This window comes from Mesorhizobium sp. CA14, from assembly GCF_020165195.1.
In the GTDB taxonomy this organism is placed as follows: domain Bacteria; phylum Pseudomonadota; class Alphaproteobacteria; order Rhizobiales; family Rhizobiaceae; genus Mesorhizobium.
In genome coordinates this window covers 16,940-34,439 of sequence record NZ_JAIUHR010000003.1, presented here as the reverse complement: position 1 = coordinate 34,439, position 17,500 = coordinate 16,940, and the positions used below count along the sequence as shown (strand labels likewise).

Sequence of the window (17,500 nt, the reverse complement as noted above, 5' to 3'; positions counted from 1 at the left end):
GGCTGATGCGGCTTGTCGTCGATCTCACGAGCATGGCGCGCTGGCTCGGCCCTCCGGTCGGCCTCGTCCGCGTGCAGCGGCACTACACCGCGGCGGCGTTCAAGGCCGCCGGGGTGGCGTTCACCGTGTTCGACCCGATCGAGCGGGTCCTCAGGCAGGTTTCGCCGCAGATGGCGGCAGAAATTATCGCCGGCGACATCTCGTGCGACATGAGTTTCTATCCCGACCCGGCGCGCATCAAGATGCGGTTTTACGATCGCTGGCCGAACTGGGCCCAGCGATTGCTGATGGCGATCATAAAGCCGCGCCGTGTCCTGATAACGGAAATCGGCGCGTTCGGCCGGCGCAATCCCGGCAGCCCTTTTCTTCGTTTCCTTGAGCGGATCGAAAACCGGCTGATGAAGGAAAACGAGCGGCGGCAAGTGGCTCGCGAGGACGGTTTGCGCACCCGGATCGTCCCGCTCCGGACGGTGGCCGGCGACAAATACCATCTTTTGCCCGGCGACCATCTGCTCCTGATGAACAGCGACTGGGCGCATACCGATGTCGCGGTCATTTCGCGCGCGGCGCGCTCCGCCGGCGCAAAGCTCATCGTGCTCTTGAACGACATCATTCCGATCCAGTTTCCCGAATGGTACAAGCCGCACGACGTCAAGAGATTCACGGACTATGTGAAGCTGGCGGCCGGGCTGGCAGACCGCTTCATCCTGACTTCGAAGCGCGTCACCACCGATGTCGAGGAATATGCCGCCAAGCTCGGCATCCACCTGCCGGAGCTGAGACTTGTCCCTCTCGGCTGCGACAGCGCGCGGAAGTCGAAGGCGGGCGGCCGCCTGCCGGACGGGCTCGAGACGGATCGCTATATCCTGTTCGTTTCCACCATCGAACCGCGCAAGAACCATTCGCTGCTCATGGATGTCTGGCGGCGCCTCGTCCTTGACGGAACGGTCGCGCGCAGCGGCATGAAGCTGGTTTTCGTCGGCCGCAGCGGCTGGATGGTCGATAAGGTCCTGGCGAAGCTTCACAGCCATCCCGACTACGGCAGTAGCCTTGTCCATCTCGACAATGTCGATGACGGAACGCTGTCCCTTCTTTACCGCAACAGCGCGTTCTGCGTGTACCCCTCGTTCTATGAAGGATACGGGCTGCCGCCCGTCGAGGCGCTGGCCTACGGAAAGGCGCTGATCGCCTCGACGGGCGGAGCCATCGCCGAAGTCGTCGGGTCGTCGGGACTCCGTCTTGATCCGCTCGACGTCGAAGGATGGGAAAATGCCATGCGGGGATGGATCATCTCGCCCGCGGCCCGTGCTCCGTACGAGGCGAAGGCTGCCGAATTCGTGGCGCGAAGCTGGGAGCAGGCCGGCCGGGAGACGCTGGAGGCGACGCTTGCGCCATTCGCGGACGAAACCCGGGCGCCGCGAGAATGACCGCCTTGCGGCCGGGGACGGCCGGCCGCCCGCGGTTCGGCCCGTGTTGCTGGACGGACAATACCATTGGGTTTAGCTTCCTCTCGCCGCACAACCGGTGGTGAGTTTCGAGGGAGATGAAACCATGACTCTGCCAAGCGATGCACTCAGAGATACGATCGGCCAGACGCGTGACAAATGGGGATGGTTCGTGGCGCTCGGCGTGTTGCTGCTGATCTTCGGCGGCATCGCCTTCGGCAATCTGTTCATCGCCACCGTCGCCTCGGTCTATGTCGTCGGCTGGCTGATGCTGATGGCCGGCATCATCGAGATCATCCACGCCTTCGGGGTCAAGACCTGGGGACGTTTCCTCTATTGGCTGCTGAGCGGGCTGCTCTACGCCGTCGCCGGCTTTTTCGCCTTCGACAACCCGTTGCTCGCCTCGGCGGTGCTGACGCTGCTATTGGCCATCGCGCTCGTCGCTTCGGGGCTTCTGCGGTCCTGGGTGGCCTTCAGTCACCGGCCGCAGCAAGGCTGGGGATGGCTGCTCGCGGCGGGCATCATCACCATTCTGCTCGGCCTGATGATCGCCATGGGCTGGCCGGTGAACAGCCTCTGGGTGCTGGGCATATTCCTGGCGATCGATCTGGTGTTCCAGGGCTGGAGCTTCATCGCCATCGGGCTCGCCTTGAAGCGATAGAAACAACAGGGCGACCTAAAAGCGCATCGCGATCTTTTAGATTCGCTCCCTGCGCTTTAGGCTTTTGATTTTGCGCATGTCTTTGCCCCGAAACCGGTTCCCACTTTCGGGAGACATGCTTTAGAAAACGATTTCGGCGTCGAGTTGCGAGAGCGGGCGCACGCCCGCCAGCAGCGCCCTCGCCTCCGCCTCGTCGTTCTTCATCTGCGCCACCAGCGCGTCGAGGCCATCGAATTTGAGCTCCGGCCGCAGGAAGCCGAAGAACGAGACCTGGCAGGCCTGGCCATAGAGTTCGCCGGAAAGATCGAAGACGTATGTTTCGAGCAGCGGCGCGCCATTGTCATCGACAGTGGGCCGCCGGCCGAAGCTGGCGACGCCGTCATGAAGCGTGCCATCGGCGCGGCGGAAGCGGACGGCATAAATCCCTTCCTTCAAGGCCGCTTCCGGCGAAAGCCGCATATTGGCGGTCGGGAAGCCGAGGGTTCGACCAAGTCGCTGGCCGCCGATCACCTCGGCCTCGACGGTGAAACGGTAGCCGAGCAGGCCGGCGGCCTCCTCCACCTTGCCCTCGGCGAGCAGGTCCCGGATGCGACTCGACGAAACCACCTCCGCGCCTTCGTCGCGGAAGGCGTCGACCAGCGTCACGCCGAAGCCGTGCCGTTCTCCGGCCGCCATCAGAAAGGCCGGACCGCCCTGGCGGTCCTTGCCGAAATGAAAGTCGAAACCGGTGACGGCGTGGCGGATGCCGAGGTTCTTCTCCAGCACATCGGTCACGAAGGCCTCGGGCGAGAGCGAGGCAAAATCGCGCGTGAACGGCTGCTCGACCAAAGCGGCAAAGCCAAGCCCGGCGAGCAGCCGCGCCTTCATCGGCGGCGGCGTCAGCACGAAGAGCGGCACCTGTGGCCGGAACACCTTGCGCGGATGCGGCTCGAAGGTGAGCACCAAAGCGGGCGCGCCGTTGCGGCGGGCTTCGCTCAGCGCGCGCTCCAGAACGGACTGGTGGCCGCGATGGACACCGTCGAAATTACCGATCGCCACGACGCCGCCGCGCAGATGCGGGGGCAGCGGCGAGACCGCCGAAAGATGTTCGAAGGCTTGCTTCATGTCGAGGCGCCCGTCATGGCCAGACCACCAACCTATTGCAGACGCGCAATGACGGCGACCGGCCGGTAGCCGTGCTTTTCAAGGAAGCCCGCCAGTCTTTCCGGATCGGGCCGCAGCGGATCGCCATAATCGCGAGCGTGGATGCCGCCGGAGACATAGAGCACGTCGAAGCCGTTGTCGGCCGCGCCCTTGACGTCGGTCATCATGCCGTCGCCGATGGCGAGAACCTCGCTGCGCTCGACGGCGCGGCCGAGAAGGCCGGCGACTTCCTTCATGGCGACATCGTAGATCGGCGCGAAGGGCTTGCCGGCAATCAACGTGCGGCCGCCCAGCTGCGCATAATCTCGCGCGAGCGCGCCGGCGCACCAGATCGTGCGCTCGCCGCGCTCCACCAGTATATCCGGATTGGCGCAAATGAACGGCAGATTGCGGGCACGCAGCCGCTGCAGCAGCTCGGCATAATCGGCGGGTTTCTCGACCTCGTCGTCATAGAGGCCCGTGCAAACGATGCCCGAGGCCTCGAATTCCTCGACGAGATCGACGTCGAGCCCGTCATAGAGCGTGAAATCCCGCTCGGGACCGATATGGAAGATCTTCCTGGGTCCTTCGGCGATCAGGTCGCGGGTCACATCGCCCGAGGTAACGACCCGGTCAAAGGCGTCGGCAGGCACGCCGATCACCTTCATCTGGGCGACGACGTCGGCGCTGCGACGCGGCGAATTGGTGATCAGCACGACCGGCACGTTGGCCGCGCGCGCCCTTGCAAGCGCCGCGGCGGCGGCTGGAAAATGCCATTCGCCATTGTGCACGACGCCCCAAACGTCGCACAGGATGGCGGCGTAGCGCCCCGCAAGATCGTCGAGCGAAGCGATGATGTCAGGCGAATCCGCCATGCTGTGTCCCCTGATTTTCATCCCTGGCAAGGCGACAGCCGGGCCCGCCGTGGCCGGTCCCGCATAACGGAAGCGCTTCATCCTGTCACGAGCTTTCCCCGTCGCTACCATCGGGGCGATACCCCAAGCTCGCGAGCACAGAGTTAACGCGCAGTCAAAAAGGTGGCGCGTGGTTGATTGTTTCGCGCAAGCTGAAATTTAACGATTTACGACCATGGTATCATATCAACTGCGACCATGGTCGTATTCCAACATGGGTCCTTGGCGGGGGTAAGCACAATGATCCGCGATTTTTTTCGCGACATACGAGGCAACTATGCCTTGGCGACGGTCATCACCATGATACCGCTGATGGGCGGCGTGGCGCTGGCGGTCGACTATACCGAACTGGTGCGGGAGCGCCAGGAGACGCTCAACGCGCTGGATGCCGCGGGCATCGCGACGGCACAGCAGATTGTCGCCGGAGCCAGCGACACCGACGCCAAGGCCTACGCCAAAACCTTCTTCGAGGCCAATCTCAGGCACGTCCTTCCGGCGAACACGACGCTGACGGTGACGCTGCCGAACAACAATGCCGGCGGCGGCACGCTGGTGCTCGAGGCGGCCCTGAAGTACCAGCCCTACTTCCTGCCGGCCGCGGTCGCGCTGCTCGGCGGAACACCCGGCCAGACCACTATCAACTTCTCGGCGCGGTCCGAAATCCGCCTCAAGAACACGTTGGAAGTGTCGCTGGTGCTCGACAATTCGGGCTCGATGACCGAGCTCGGCCACGGCTCGAACCAAGTGCGGTTCGATCTTCTGAAGAGTGCCGCCAAGCAGCTGGTCGACCAGCTTGCTGGCCAGGCGCAGCTGATGAAGCAGGTTTCCAAGCCGGTTCAATTCAGCCTGGTTCCGTTCGCCGCCTCGGTCAATATCGGCCCGGCAAACAAAGATGCGGCCTGGATGGATCAAGATGGCATCTCGCCCATCCAGCACGAGAATTTCGACTGGACGACGATGACCCAGGGGAATTCGCCCTGGCCGCAGAGATATGTCGAGAAGGTCGGCAGCATCTGGTATGCGCGCGGCACGGACTGGGACGCCAGCCAAAAAGACAAGCCGCTGACGCGTTTCTCACTCTACAAATGGATGCAGCGAATTTCGGCTTGCACCAAAGATTCGAACAATGTTTGCACGTCCAACATAACCTACGCGCCAATCGCGAGCTGGAGCGGCTGCGTCGAGTCGCGTCCCTACCCATACAATGTCCAGGATACGGCCGCCTCGACCTCGACGCCGGCGACGCTCTTCGTGCCGATGTTCGCGCCTGACGAGACCGACTATACGGACGGCAACGGCCGGCCAGCAAACAACAATTGGCACCTCGACGTGACGCCCAGCACCGACAGCCCGACCCGCCAGAAATTCATGCCGAAATATTTCAATTACGGGACCAAGGTAACACCCGCCTACGGCTCGAATGCCGGTCCCAACACCAGCTGCAGCACGACGGCGATCACGCCGCTGACCGATGTCTCCACCTCTGCCGGCGCCACCACGGTCAAGAACGCGATCGACGCTATGGTCGATGTCGGCGCCACCAACGTGCCGGAAGGCATGGCCTGGGGCTGGCGGACGCTTTCGAGCACGGCCCCGTTCACCGACGGTCGGCCGGAGACCGAAAAGGGCAACGACAAGGTGCTGATCGTGCTCACTGACGGCGCCAATACCTATTACACGCCGGATTCGGTGAGTGCCCAGACGTACTCGGGCACCTACTACAGGAGCGGCGGCAACGATCTTTCCGGCAACAAAGCCATTTATTCGGCCCTCGGATATCTTGCCTACGGCAGCCAGACCAAGCCGTTCGGAAGCTCCTACACCTACGGCCGGCCATTCCTCGGCACCAGCATGAACGTCAGCAAGAGCGATTATTCGAACGCCAACTATACCAAGGCCATGAGCGAGCATCTGGCAACGCTCTGCGACAACGCCAAGGCGGCCAATATCATCGTCATGACCATCGCGCTAGACCTCGATTCCAGCAACGCGGCCGAGGCGGCGCAGATGGCAGCGCTGAAGACCTGCTCGTCGGATTCGCGCTACGCTAAGGATCCAGCCGACCCGACAGGCAAGACGCCGAAGAAACTGTTCTGGAACTCGACCGGCGCCACGCTGTCGGACGACTTCAAGGCAATCGGCAACGAGCTATCGAACCTGCGCATCGTCAGCTGAACGGCACGACAGACGATCGACCACGCCCGGCCGCGAGGCGCGCGTTTTCCATCGCGCAGCATGTATCCGGCAATGATTTGGCTAGCGGTTGGTGGAGTCGCCATTAAGCAATCAACCCGCTAGCCAAACCGCGCCTTCAGCGCTTTGTGGAAGTGTGACCTGACAGAAATCCGCCGGCGGGGGGCCGCTTCAAGTACAATGCGCAAATTCTGGCACCAATTCTGCCGCGACCGGCGCGGCAACTATGCGCTCATGACGGCAGTCGCGATGGTGCCGATAATGGGCGCAGTGGCCGTTGGTGTCGATTTCGGCGAGCTCAACCGCCAGAAGCAGATGGTGCTGAACGCGCTCGACGCCGCCAATTTCGCCGCCGCGCGGCGGCTTGGCGAAGGCGCCACCGACGACCAGATAAGGACCTACGCGGCCAGCTTCTTCAATTCCAACCTCAATGGCATCGACCCCGGCAACCTTTCGCTCGATGTCACACTGCCGAGCAGCCAGACCGGCGGCGGCCTGATGAAGCTTTGCGCGACGCTCACCTATCACCCCTATTTCTATCCGGCCGCGGCATTGCTCAATGGCGCATCCGACGTCGACGCGCATAAGCCGATCCAGATCGAGATGTGTTCCCAGGTGCGGTTGAAGAACACGCTGGAAGTGGCGATGGTGCTCGACAATTCGGGCTCCATGACAACGCCCGGCACAGGCACGGGACAGAAGCGCATCGACTTGCTCAAGCAGGCCGCCAAGCAGCTCGTCGACACGCTGGCGCAACAGGCGGCGCAGATCAAGCAGATCGACAAGCCGGTCCAGTTCAGCCTCGTGCCGTTCGCGGCCTCGGTCAATGTGGGGCCGGAAAACGACAATGCCTCCTGGATGGACACCTACGGGCTGTCGCCGGTCGCCAATGAGAATTTCGACTGGTCGACGCTGAATGCGCCGGACAAATACGCCCAGAAGACCAACGGCATCTGGTATAAAAAGGGTACCGGCTGGGGCACGGAGGAGGGTCAGATATTGACCCGCTTCGAGCTCTATCGGGACATGAAGGTCGTCACCAGCCACGAACGTATCGCCGGCAGCAAGCGCGTCGTCTGCGACGAATATCGCGACAACCACACCTGCAAGCGCAGCCACGACGAATACGACTATATCGACACTTACGGGCCGTTCGCCAGCTGGCAAGGCTGCGTCGAGGTCCGGCCTTATCCCTATAATGTCGACGACACGCCAGCCTCCGGCGGCCCCAACAACACCGGCATTGGCGTCGGAGACCCCGCGACGATGTTCGTGCCGATGTTCGCCCCGGACGAACCCGGCAACCACTGGTACGTGACCCAGGACCCCGACGAACCGAGGCCGGTGACCTATGGCGCGGCCAACAGCTGGTGGAACGACGATCCCTCGAGCACCACCGGCAAGACCAGGCAGTCGAACATGGCCAAGTATTTCATGCCCCGGCCAATCAATGCGCCGGTGCTGTCGAAAGGCGCCGGCCCGAACTACAGCTGCACCACCACGCCGATCACGCCGCTCACCGACGTCACAACCACGGACGGGCTGGCAGCCATCAAGGCGGCGATCGACCTGATGCAGCCCAACGGCAACACCAATGTGCCCGAAGGCATGGCCTGGGGCTGGCGCACCGTCTCCAGCGCCCCGCCCTTCGCCGAGGGGCGGCCGGAAACGGAACGCGGCAACGACAAGGTCGTCATCGTGCTCACCGACGGCGAGAACACCTATTCGACGGTCAATCCCGACCCGGCCGGCAACAAGTCGACCTATGCCGCCTATGGCTATACCGGCGTCGGCTATAACGGCACTTCGGTCACCCGCCTGTTCGGCGGCACGTCGAGCGCCATCGGCCAGTTCAACTATTCGTCGAGCAACTACACCGCGGCGATGAACGAGCAGATGGCGAAATTGTGCGACAACGCCAAGGCGGCCAACATCATGGTGATGACGGTCGCTCTCGACATGTCATCGACCGACACCAGCGACCAGAAGGCGATGGCCGCGCTGAAGGCATGCTCTTCCGATTCCCGCTTCCGCAAGGATCCGACCAACCCCAGCAAGCCGGCCAAGCTGTTCTGGAACGCCACTGGCGCGACGCTCTCCGACAATTTCAAGGAGATTGCCAACGAGCTGTCGAACCTGCGGGTGGTGGGTTAGCAGGTAGCGCCGGCGCAGAGATTGCGGATTTCCCCCCTTGCGGGGGAGATGGCCGGCAGGCCAGAGGGGGTCGTCTCACGTAGAGCGCAACTTCCCTTCATCAAAGATGAGGTCGTGCCGGCTGAGGTGCCTCCCTCTGTCGCCTTTGGCGACATCTCCCCCCTCAAGGGAGGAGATTACGCGCTTCGCCGCTTCCGCCAATCTTCAACGCTGGTGCAAAAGCTCCCGCAATCAAGGCCTTGCAGCCGGCGAACGGTCGTGATGATTGTTTGCACGAATGGAGCCGCCAATGCCCGACGCCGCCAACCATCTCACCTTCGCGCTGATCTGCCTCGGCATGGTGCTGACACCGGGCCCGAACATGATCTACCTGATCTCGCGCTCACTGTCGCAAGGGCCGAAAGCCGGGCTGATCTCTCTCGGCGGTGTGGCGCTGGGCTTCCTGTTCTACGTGGTGTCGGCAGCCTTCGGCATCACCGCGCTCATCTTTGCCGTGCCTTACGCCTATGACGCGCTTCGCTTCGCCGGCGCGCTCTATCTGCTGTGGCTCGCCTGGCAGGCGCTGCGGCCCGGTGGGCGCTCTCCGTTCCAGGTGCGCGAGCTGCCCAGGGACCGGCCGCGCAAGCTTTTCGTCATGGGGCTGATGACCAACCTGCTCAATCCGAAGGTGGCCGTGCTCTATCTGTCGCTCTTGCCCCAATTCATCAATCCGGCCAAGGGCCATGTTCTGTCGCAGCTTCTGGTGCTCGGCGTGACGCAGATCTCGATCAGCCTCACCGTCAACGCCATCATCGCGGTAACCGCCGGCTCGATCGCGAATTTCCTCGCCGGACGGCCGTTCTGGTTGGTCGTGCAGCGCTGGATGATGGGCACGGTGCTGACGGCGCTGGCCTTGAGGATGGCGACCGAGGCGCAGCGCTAGGGCACATCGAGATTCAGGTGAGACCGGCCTGCGAATGACGGCTGTCTGCGCTTCCGGTGCTCACGTACTGCAGTACGCTCCGCTCCGGTTCTCGACAGCCATCTTCTCGACTCGGCCTGACCTGAATCTCAACGTACCCTAAGGGCGAGCCATCAGATCTACATCGGCCGACGTACCGGCCGGATCTGCTCCGGCTCGACCACCTTGCGGTAGAGATGCCAGGTCGCGTGGCCGAGGATCGGCATGACGACGGCAAGCCCGGCAAACAGCGGGATCGAGCCGACCACCAGCAATACGGCGACCGTAAGCCCCCAAAGCGCCATCGTCAGCGGATTGGCCATGACGGCGCGGGCCGAGGTTTCGATCGCAGAGACGGCGCCGACATCGCGGTCAAGCAGCAGCGGAAAGGCAATGACGGTGGTGGCCAAAACGACGGCGGCGAAAACGAAGCCGACGGCGTTGCCGACGAGGATCAGCGTCCAGCCCTTGCCGGTCGTCAGCACGTCGCGCAAAAAAGCGCCGACGGAAGCGGGCGGCTCGGCGCCGAACAGGGTAGTGTAGAGCGACTGCGCGGCGAACAGCCACAAAAGGAACAGCGCGAAGAGCAGGATGCCGATCACAGCGATCGACGGCAGCGCCGGCGAATGCCGCACGTCGAGCGCGTGATGCCAGCGGCTGCTCATGCCGAGCTCGCGCCGGCGGCTGATCTCATAGAGGCCGATGGCCGCGAACGGCCCGATCAGCGCGAAGCCCGACATCAGCGGATAGACGAGCTGGATGGCGTTGGAGCCGGAGCTCCACCGCGTCAGGATCAGGCCGACGATCGGATAGATCAGGCACAGGAACACATAATGCGACGGCTTGGCCCAGAAATCCGCAGCGCCGAGCCTCAACGCATCCCAGAGATCCGACGTGGTGATGTGGCGCACCGCGGGCTGCACATGCATCCCGTGCGCGTCCGTCATGACATGAAAACCGGCCATAACCGTCCTCCGTTTGTCAGCGCAGGAGCCCGAGAACCGGAAGGTTCTCGTCAAGCAATCATGCGCCAGATCAACGCGGGTCGGTCACCGCCTGCGGTGGCCGCCCGTGGCTGCCACTTCAAGAACGGCCGCATCATAACCGATATTCCGGGGAAAGTCGCCGCTTCACGCGATTTTCATCCCTGGCCTTCATCCCCCGCCTGGCAAAAGCCACGATCGGCGGTATCAGAGGCCGGATGAGCATCTCGATCACAGCCCTCCCCGATCTGAACCGCCGTTCGCTGCTCAAGGCCGCCGGCCTTGCAGCACTTGCCGGCATCGCGGCCTGCAGCACAGTCACGGTGCCGACCGGCGAAGGCGCCGGCGTCTCCTCCTCCGCCACGGCGACTCTGGCCGGTATCCGCAGCTCCGCCGGTCTGCCCACGCTGACGCCGGACGCGCAGCTCGAACAGGCGGCGCTGCAGCAGGCCGGCTACATGGCCTCGCGCGAGCGCATGAGCCACACCACCGGCTGGGGCAAGGATTTTGCCTCGCGCATGAAGGACAATGACGTGCGGGGTGCGGCGGCCGAAAACATCGCCGAGGGCCGCTTCGACCTGCAGAAACTGTTCGACATCTGGATGCATTCGGACGGACATCGCCGCAACATGCTCGACCCGGATTTCAGCCGCTTCGGGCTGGCCTATGTGCGTGACGGCCGCGATCCGGCGCTGCGTTACTGGGCGCTGGTGCTGGGCAGATAAACTAGTCTAGTCCATGTGGGCTGCGGGCGCCCCGGCCGCCGGCGCCGCCTTGGGCTTGCGCAGCAGAATGACGAATGGAATGGCGGCCAACGTCATCACCATCAGGATCTTGAAGTCGTTGATATAGGAAATCATCATCGCCTGGGCATTCACCGCACGGTCGACCTGCGAAAGTGCTAGGGGATTGCCGGCGGCGGCCGCCGGAGAAGCGGCCCACAGGTTCGGATTGTATGGGTTGATGAAGGCCGACAGCTCGGTGTGGTTGATCTGGGTGTTGCGCACCATCAGCGCCGCGACAACCGATACGCCGATGGACGAGCCCAGATTGCGCACCAGGCTGAACAGCGAGGTGGCGTCGGTGCGATAGCGCGCGTCGAGCGTGGCGAAGGCGACCGTCGACAGCGGCACGAACACCATGCCCATGCCGAGGCCCTGGATGACGCCCGAGGAGATGATCAGCCAATTGTCCATTTGCGGCGTGAAGCTCGCCATCGTGTAGAGCGACTGCGCGGTGAGCAGGAAGCCGATGGCGACGAGGATCCTGGCATCGATCCTGTGCATGATGCGGCCGACGACGAGCATCGAAATCATCGTGCCGATGCCGCGCGGCCCCAGCACGACGCCGATCGTCACGGTCGGATAGCCGAAGATGTTGGCAAGCATCGGCGGCAACAGCGACATCGAGGCCAGGATCAGCACCCCCATGACGAAGATGAAGCCCAGCCCGGTCACGAAATTGCGGTCGAGGAAGATTTTTGGGTCGATGAAGGGGTGCTCGGCCGTCACCGTGTGGATGATGAACACCCAGAAGCCGGTGAGCGACAGAGCGAGCTCGATCCAGATCTCGGCCGAGTTGAACCAATCGACCTCGCCGCCGCGGTCGAGCAGAAGCTGAAGCGCGCCGACGCCGAGCGAGAGCATGGCGAAGCCGAAGAAGTCGAAGCCGCGCACGCGCTTGGCGATGACGGGGAGATAGGCGGCCATGCCGAGGAAGGCGAGGATGCCGACCGGCAGGTTGATGAAGAACACCCAGCGCCAGTTGAAGTTTTCGGTCAGCCAGCCGCCGAGCGTCGGGCCAAGGATCGGCCCGAGCATGATGCCGGCGCCCCAGATGGCCATCGCCTGGCCATGGCGCTCCTTCGGGTTGATGTCGAGCAGGAAGGTCTGCGACAGCGGCACGATGGCCGCGCCGAACACGCCCTGCAGCAGGCGGAAGAGCACTATGGTCTCGAGGCTCCAGGCAAGACCGCAGAGCATGGAGAAGATGGTGAAGCCGACGACGGCGGTGAGGAACAGCTCCTTGCGGCCGAGCCGGTCGGCCAGCCAGCCCGTGACCGGCGTCATGATCGCCGCGGCCACGATATAGGAGGTCAGCACCCAGTTGATGTTGTCGGGCGACGCGCCGAGGTCGCCGGTCATGGTCGGCAGCGCGACATTGGCGATCGTGGTGTCGAGCGCCTGCATGATCGTCGCCAGCATCAGCGCGACTGTGATCAGTCCGCGATGCGGCACTTCCTTGAAGGCTTCGGGCGTGCTCATGATGCTGAACTTCCAGCAGGTAACAAAAACGTGTACGTTAGAGCATGATGCCGAAAAGTGTGAAGCGGCGTTCGGACGCCATCATGCTCTATCTCTTTGAGTCAGAGGCGGATTCAGATTTCAGGTCGAACACCTGAAATCATCCGGCTCTAGGTTTCCGGGCGGCAAAGCCTCCCGTTGAGAGACCTTCATCGCGGTGGGACGCGACGATCGATGTGGGGGTTACATCGACCGAAAGTCTCTGCTGGAGCGGATACCTGCCGCCCGGAAACCTGAGGACCGACGGAGTCCGTGCCCAAGCCTCAGCTTTCGAAGAAGCCGCCATGCGGCTTGCCTTGCTGATCCTTGCCACGTCCCAGCGGACCAATCCCCTCAATGCCCGCCGGATCGCGACGGGCTTCGCTGTCTTTACTGCGCCTGCTCCCCTGCGGTGGCATGACCGAAGATCGACGGCAGGCCGCGCGCCACGCCGGTGTCCACCGTGACGGTGGCGCTCATGCCGGTGCGCAACGCCATCTTGGCGTCGGGATCGGTCAACTCCAGGCGCACGGGAATGCGCTGCGTGACCTTGACCCAGTTGCCGGTAGCGTTTTGCGCGGGCAGCAGCGAGAACTCCGCGCCCGTGCCGGCGCCAATCGCCTTGACGGTCGCCTCGAAGGTGCGGCCCGGATAGGTGTCGACGACGATCTCGGCCTTCTGGCCCGGCTTCATATTGGTGAGCTGGGTCTCCTTGAAATTGGCGTCGATCCAGGTGTCGCCGGTCTCGACGAGCGCGAACAGCGGTGTGCCGACCGAAACATACTGGCCGACCTTGAACGAGGCGGCCTGGTAGACGATGCCATCTGCCGGTGCCTTGACCGTCGTCTGCGCTAGATCGTAGGCGGCCTTGTCGCGCGCGGCGAGCGCCGCCATCACGGTCGGATGCTTGTCGGTCTCGATGTCCGGATTGCCGCCGAGTGCTGCCTTAGCGCTGACGATGCCCTGCTGGGCGACGGCCAGTTGCTGCTTGGCCTTGTCCAGATCGTTGCGCGCCTCGTCGAGCGAGGACTTGGCGTTGATTCCCTTCTGGGCAAGATCGGCAGCGCGGTCATATTGCGATTGCGCATAATCGACCTCGCTGCTCGCCGATCTCTCCTGCGCCATCGCCTGGCTGTAAGCGGCGCGCAACTGCTCGACATTGAGGCGCGCGGCGGCGACCGCCGCGTCGGCCTGGGCGAGCGCGATCTTGTAAGGCTCGGGATCGATGACGAAGAGAAGGTCACCCTGCTTGACCAGCTGGTTGTCGGCGATGCCGACCTGAACGATACGGCCGGCCGTGTCGGAGGCGACCGAAATCCTGGCTTGCTGCAGGTTAGCGTTCTCGGTTTCCTGGTAGCGGCCGCCCGTGACCCAGACATACGCGCCGCCGGCAAGCAGGGCCAGCGGCAGGGCGACCATCAACAGGAAGCGCCCGAGGCGGCGCTTCTTCTTGGGCGCGGCCGGAGCCGGCTGCGGCTCGGGAACCGCCGCGACCGGAGCGGCCGCCGGCTGCGCCGGGGCTTCTGCAACCGGCTGCGCCGGCGCAAGCTTGGTGACGTTGTCGTCTTCTATCTTGGCTGCCGCGTTCATGCTGCTGCCCCTTCCGTATTCTTGATCTTTTCCAGGGACGACGTCTCGCCGTCCGTCAGATTCTGCACGATGGTGTCCAGCACGCGGATCAGGACGCGGCGCTCTTCCGCCGACACGCCGGTCAACGATTCCTCATAGACCTCGCCGGCTAGGCTCTTGACGTCGGCATAGGCCGCGTTCGCCTTCTCGGTCGGGAAGATCATGCGCACGCGCCGGTCAGTCGCGTCCTGGCGACGCTCGATCCAGCCGCCCTCCTCCATGCGGTCGACCAGGCGGGAGACGCTGATCGGCTCGATTTCGAGGAGCTCGGCAAGCCGCGCCTGCGCGACGCCCGCCTCCTTGGCAACGCGCACAAGCAGGCGCCACTGCGCCGAGGAAAGACCCAACCCACTGGCGCGCGCCTCGAAACGCTTGCGCATCAGGCGCTGCACGTCGTGGATCAAAAATCCCAATCTGTCGATACCGTCTGAAACCATGAGCGGAACATATAATAAGCGTGCTCACTATTCAAGAGGCAGCTTTGTTCCAGAAGCCGGCAAATCGACATGGCAGGCATGCGGTGCATTCATGGTTAGCGGTCAGTGAATTCGCCGATCCGCCGCACGGCGAACCCATACCGGCCGATGCGATCGCTTGGGCGATGCATTCACAGCAAGGCCTCAACCGTCTCAATATTCACCCGGGTTTCTGCGCACGCTAGCGCCTTTCGGCTCGCTCATGGTAAAGGTTGCGCCGTGGATCGGGGGATCACGCAATGCCGACGCTCTATGCGCTGAAGCCGGCTTTCCAGGACAGGCTGCGGCCGCTTGTCGATCGGCTGGCGACAATGGGCGTGACCGCCAATTCCATCACCATGCTGGCAGCCGCCCTCTCGATCGCGGCCGGAGTGGCGATCGCGGTGGCGCCCGGCTCGCGCCTTCTTCTGCTGCTCGTCCCCCTGGTGCTGTTCATGCGCATGGCGCTCAACGCCATGGACGGCATGCTGGCGCGCGAGCATGGCCAGGCCTCGACGCTTGGCATGTATCTCAACGAAATCTGCGATGTCGTCTCCGACCTCGCGCTGATCCTGCCGTTTGCGGCTTTCCCGCAGTTTGGCGTCTGGGCCGTCGTTGCCTTTGCCGTTGCAGCGATGCTCGCCGAATTCGCCGGCGTGCTCGGCATCGCTGCTGGGACGGGGCGCAACTATGCCGGGCCGTTCGGCAAGAGCGACAGGGCGCTGGGGCTCGGCGTGGTCGCAGCTTTGTGCGCCATAGGTTTCTGGCCAGCCTCGATCGCGCCTTTTGTGTTTCCGGCCATGGCTACGCTTTCGCTGCTGACCGCCATCAACCGGATACGCACCGGCCTTACTGGCAACACCGGCTAAGCATCAAGGGCTCGCCATGCCATCCGGGGGAAACGCCATGCTTCACGAACAGATCGCAGCCGCGCCCGCGGAAAAACTTGCGCGGCAGGCGCAGGAACGCAGCTTCCGCAGCCACGACGGCACGGAGATATTTTACCGTTTCTGGCCGCCCGTATCGCCCCAGACAGAGGTATCGACCGCGGCAAAGGGCGCGGTGGTGCTCTTCCATCGTGGCCATGAGCATGGCGGCCGCATGGCGCATCTGGTCGACGAATTGCGCATGCCGGACCACGCCTTCTATGCCTGGGATGCGCGCGGCAGCGGGCGCTCTGCCGGCGAGCGCGGCTACGCGCCGTCCTTCGCCGCACTTGTGCGCGATATCGACTGTTTCATGCGCGAGATAGCCGCCAAAGACAGTTTTGGCACACAGGATATCGCGCTCATCGCGCAGTCGTTCGGCGCTGTGCTCGCCGCCGCCTGGGTGCACGACTATGCGCCGAAACTGCGCGCCATGGTGCTCGCCTCGCCCGCCTTCTCGGTCAAACTCTATGTGCCCTTCGCCAAGGAAGGCATCGCGTTCTGGCAAAAGATCAAGGGACGCTTCTTCGTCAATTCCTACGTCAAGGCGAGCCTGCTCACCCATGACCCGGTGCGCATCGCCTCCTTCGAGAACGATCCGCTGATCACCAGGCCGATCGCATCGAACATCCTGGTCGAGCTCTACCAGCATGCGGCGCGCATCGTCGTCGATGCCCGGGCCATCACAGTGCCGACCCAGCTTCTTTTGTCGGGTAGCGACTGGGTGGTGCGGCACGGTCCTCAACACGAGTTCTTCGTCAATCTCGGCAGCCGCGTGAAGGAGCGGCATGTGCTGCCCGGCTTCTTCCACGACACGCTGGGCGAGCGCGATCGCGCCAAGGCGCTCGACTTGATCCGGCCTTTCCTCGAAGAGCAGTTCGCTTCGCCGGCCGAAGCTGTCGACCTGAAGCAGGCGGATGTCGCCGGTTATACGCGCGACGAGGCCGACAGGCTTGCCTCGCCGCTCGATCTCCTCTCGCCCAAGGGCCTCTACTGGGGCTTGAGCCGCGCCTTCATTCGTATCGGCAGCTGGTTTTCCCGTGGCATGAAGATCGGCGTCAGCACGGGCTTCGATTCCGGCTCGACGCTGGACTATGTCTACGAGAATGACGCCCGCGGCATCGGGCCGATCGGCCGCATGGTCGACAGGACTTTCCTCGATGCCATCGGCTGGCGCGGCATCCGCCAGCGCAAGCTCCACCTCGAAGAGCTGATCGGCCAGGCGCTGGCAACGCTGAAGGCGGCCAGACGGCCAGGCCACATCCTCGACATCGCCGCGGGTCACGGCCGCTATGTGCTCGATGCGATCAGCAAGAGCTCGGAGCAGCCGGCCAGCGTGCGCCTGCAGGACTATTCCGACATCAATGTCGAGCTCGGCCGCAAACTGATCGCCGAACGGCATATGCCGGCGACTGTTTCGTTCCGGCGTGCCGACGCCTTCGACGGCGACGAGCTGGCGGCGCTCGATCCTGCGCCTGACCTTGCGATCGTCTCCGGCCTCTACGAGCTCTTCTCGGACAACGCTCAGGTTACCCGCTCGCTGGGCGGCCTCGCCCGCGCCATGCGACCCGGCAGTCTGCTCATCTACACCAACCAGCCCTGGCATCCGCAGCTTGAAATGATCGCGCGCAGCCTGACCTCGCATCGCGGCGGCCAGGCCTGGGTGATGCGGCGGCGCACGCAAGGCGAGATGGACCAATTGGTGGAAGCAGCCGGCTTCGAGAAGCTCGACCAGCGCATCGACCAGTGGGGCATCTTCACCGTCTCGCTGGCAAGGCGGGTTTAGGAACCGTCCA

The 17,500-nt window shown here is 63.7% G+C and carries 14 protein-coding genes; 8 read left to right on the top strand and 6 right to left on the bottom strand.

What is annotated here, in order from left to right; all coding sequences use genetic code 11:
• Positions 1-5 precede the first annotated feature (5 nt).
• Both LB565_RS04515 and LB565_RS04510 read left to right on the top strand, forming a co-directional pair.
• A complete protein-coding gene (locus LB565_RS04515) occupies positions 6-1,427 on the top strand; it encodes a glycosyltransferase family 4 protein (RefSeq protein ID WP_224581975.1) in 1,422 nt (473 codons plus the stop codon).
• Between the two features lie 124 nt (positions 1,428-1,551).
• Positions 1,552-2,106 (top strand): HdeD family acid-resistance protein, encoded by a 555-nt coding sequence (locus LB565_RS04510; protein ID WP_224581974.1) that lies wholly within the window; start codon positions 1,552-1,554, stop codon positions 2,104-2,106.
• A 120-nt stretch (positions 2,107-2,226) separates the two neighbouring features.
• On the opposite strand, the gene LB565_RS04505 is transcribed toward LB565_RS04510, so the two are convergent.
• Both LB565_RS04505 and LB565_RS04500 read right to left on the bottom strand, forming a co-directional pair.
• Positions 2,227-3,210, bottom strand: coding sequence for a bifunctional riboflavin kinase/FAD synthetase (locus tag LB565_RS04505; RefSeq protein WP_224581973.1), 984 nt, complete (start codon positions 3,208-3,210; stop codon positions 2,227-2,229).
• A gap of 32 nt (positions 3,211-3,242) precedes the next feature.
• Complete coding sequence (locus LB565_RS04500; protein ID WP_224581972.1) at positions 3,243-4,103, bottom strand: TIGR01459 family HAD-type hydrolase; 861 nt, start codon at positions 4,101-4,103, stop codon at positions 3,243-3,245.
• Between the two features lie 279 nt (positions 4,104-4,382).
• Between LB565_RS04500 and LB565_RS04495 the strand changes: the two genes are divergently transcribed.
• The 3 genes from LB565_RS04495 to LB565_RS04485 all read left to right on the top strand — a co-directional run bounded on the left by LB565_RS04495 (position 4,383) and on the right by LB565_RS04485 (position 9,411).
• Positions 4,383-6,317 (top strand): pilus assembly protein TadG-related protein, encoded by a 1,935-nt coding sequence (locus tag LB565_RS04495; protein ID WP_224581971.1) that lies wholly within the window; start codon positions 4,383-4,385, stop codon positions 6,315-6,317.
• A 198-nt stretch (positions 6,318-6,515) separates the two neighbouring features.
• The gene (locus LB565_RS04490; RefSeq protein WP_224581970.1) at positions 6,516-8,489 is read left to right on the top strand and encodes a TadE/TadG family type IV pilus assembly protein; all 1,974 of its coding nucleotides are present in this window, start codon (positions 6,516-6,518) and stop codon (positions 8,487-8,489) included.
• Positions 8,490-8,778: 289 nt separating this feature from the next.
• Positions 8,779-9,411: a LysE family translocator gene (locus tag LB565_RS04485; RefSeq protein ID WP_224581969.1), complete on the top strand. Its 633-nt coding sequence runs from the start codon at positions 8,779-8,781 to the stop codon at positions 9,409-9,411.
• 158 nt (positions 9,412-9,569) lie between these two features.
• Here the strand turns inward: LB565_RS04485 and LB565_RS04480 are convergent, their stop codons facing one another.
• On the bottom strand, positions 9,570-10,394 hold the full coding sequence (locus LB565_RS04480; protein ID WP_224581968.1) for a DUF2189 domain-containing protein: 825 nt from the start codon (positions 10,392-10,394) through the stop codon (positions 9,570-9,572).
• A 236-nt stretch (positions 10,395-10,630) separates the two neighbouring features.
• Between LB565_RS04480 and LB565_RS04475 the strand changes: the two genes are divergently transcribed.
• On the top strand, positions 10,631-11,137 hold the full coding sequence (locus LB565_RS04475) for a CAP domain-containing protein (protein ID WP_224581967.1): 507 nt from the start codon (positions 10,631-10,633) through the stop codon (positions 11,135-11,137).
• Positions 11,138-11,143: 6 nt separating this feature from the next.
• On the opposite strand, the gene LB565_RS04470 is transcribed toward LB565_RS04475, so the two are convergent.
• The 3 genes from LB565_RS04470 to LB565_RS04460 all read right to left on the bottom strand — a co-directional run bounded on the left by LB565_RS04470 (position 11,144) and on the right by LB565_RS04460 (position 14,760).
• Positions 11,144-12,676 (bottom strand): DHA2 family efflux MFS transporter permease subunit, encoded by a 1,533-nt coding sequence (locus LB565_RS04470; protein ID WP_224581966.1) that lies wholly within the window; start codon positions 12,674-12,676, stop codon positions 11,144-11,146.
• A gap of 408 nt (positions 12,677-13,084) precedes the next feature.
• Complete coding sequence (locus tag LB565_RS04465) at positions 13,085-14,284, bottom strand: HlyD family secretion protein (RefSeq protein WP_224581965.1); 1,200 nt, start codon at positions 14,282-14,284, stop codon at positions 13,085-13,087.
• Positions 14,281-14,760, bottom strand: coding sequence for a MarR family winged helix-turn-helix transcriptional regulator (locus LB565_RS04460; protein WP_059186480.1), 480 nt, complete (start codon positions 14,758-14,760; stop codon positions 14,281-14,283). The genes LB565_RS04465 and LB565_RS04460 overlap by 4 nt, the downstream gene beginning before the upstream one ends.
• A 278-nt stretch (positions 14,761-15,038) precedes the next feature.
• On the opposite strand from LB565_RS04460, the gene LB565_RS04455 reads away from it, so the two are divergent.
• Together LB565_RS04455 and LB565_RS04450 are read left to right on the top strand one after the other, a co-directional pair.
• Positions 15,039-15,647, top strand: a complete 609-nt coding sequence (locus LB565_RS04455) for a CDP-alcohol phosphatidyltransferase family protein (RefSeq protein ID WP_224581964.1) — start codon at positions 15,039-15,041, stop codon at positions 15,645-15,647.
• A gap of 37 nt (positions 15,648-15,684) precedes the next feature.
• Positions 15,685-17,490 (top strand): bifunctional alpha/beta hydrolase/class I SAM-dependent methyltransferase, encoded by a 1,806-nt coding sequence (locus tag LB565_RS04450; RefSeq protein ID WP_224581963.1) that lies wholly within the window; start codon positions 15,685-15,687, stop codon positions 17,488-17,490.
• Positions 17,491-17,500 lie beyond the last annotated feature (10 nt).

Excerpts from the sequence above, each read along its gene's own strand:
- LB565_RS04480 (WP_224581968.1), bottom strand. The coding sequence starts at position 10,394 with ATGGCCGGTTTTCATGTCATGACGGACGCGCACGGGATGCATGTGCAG.
- LB565_RS04515 (WP_224581975.1), top strand. The coding sequence starts at position 6 with ATGCGGCTTGTCGTCGATCTCACGAGCATGGCGCGCTGGCTCGGCCCT.
- LB565_RS04460 (WP_059186480.1), bottom strand. The coding sequence starts at position 14,760 with ATGGTTTCAGACGGTATCGACAGATTGGGATTTTTGATCCACGACGTG.
- LB565_RS04490 (WP_224581970.1), top strand. The coding sequence starts at position 6,516 with ATGCGCAAATTCTGGCACCAATTCTGCCGCGACCGGCGCGGCAACTAT.
- LB565_RS04500 (WP_224581972.1), bottom strand. The coding sequence starts at position 4,103 with ATGGCGGATTCGCCTGACATCATCGCTTCGCTCGACGATCTTGCGGGG.
- LB565_RS04465 (WP_224581965.1), bottom strand. The coding sequence starts at position 14,284 with ATGAACGCGGCAGCCAAGATAGAAGACGACAACGTCACCAAGCTTGCG.
- LB565_RS04455 (WP_224581964.1), top strand. The coding sequence starts at position 15,039 with ATGCCGACGCTCTATGCGCTGAAGCCGGCTTTCCAGGACAGGCTGCGG.
- LB565_RS04450 (WP_224581963.1), top strand. The coding sequence starts at position 15,685 with ATGCTTCACGAACAGATCGCAGCCGCGCCCGCGGAAAAACTTGCGCGG.
- LB565_RS04475 (WP_224581967.1), top strand. The coding sequence starts at position 10,631 with ATGAGCATCTCGATCACAGCCCTCCCCGATCTGAACCGCCGTTCGCTG.
- LB565_RS04505 (WP_224581973.1), bottom strand. The coding sequence starts at position 3,210 with ATGAAGCAAGCCTTCGAACATCTTTCGGCGGTCTCGCCGCTGCCCCCG.
- LB565_RS04510 (WP_224581974.1), top strand. The coding sequence starts at position 1,552 with ATGACTCTGCCAAGCGATGCACTCAGAGATACGATCGGCCAGACGCGT.
- LB565_RS04470 (WP_224581966.1), bottom strand. The coding sequence starts at position 12,676 with ATGAGCACGCCCGAAGCCTTCAAGGAAGTGCCGCATCGCGGACTGATC.
- LB565_RS04495 (WP_224581971.1), top strand. The coding sequence starts at position 4,383 with ATGATCCGCGATTTTTTTCGCGACATACGAGGCAACTATGCCTTGGCG.
- LB565_RS04485 (WP_224581969.1), top strand. The coding sequence starts at position 8,779 with ATGCCCGACGCCGCCAACCATCTCACCTTCGCGCTGATCTGCCTCGGC.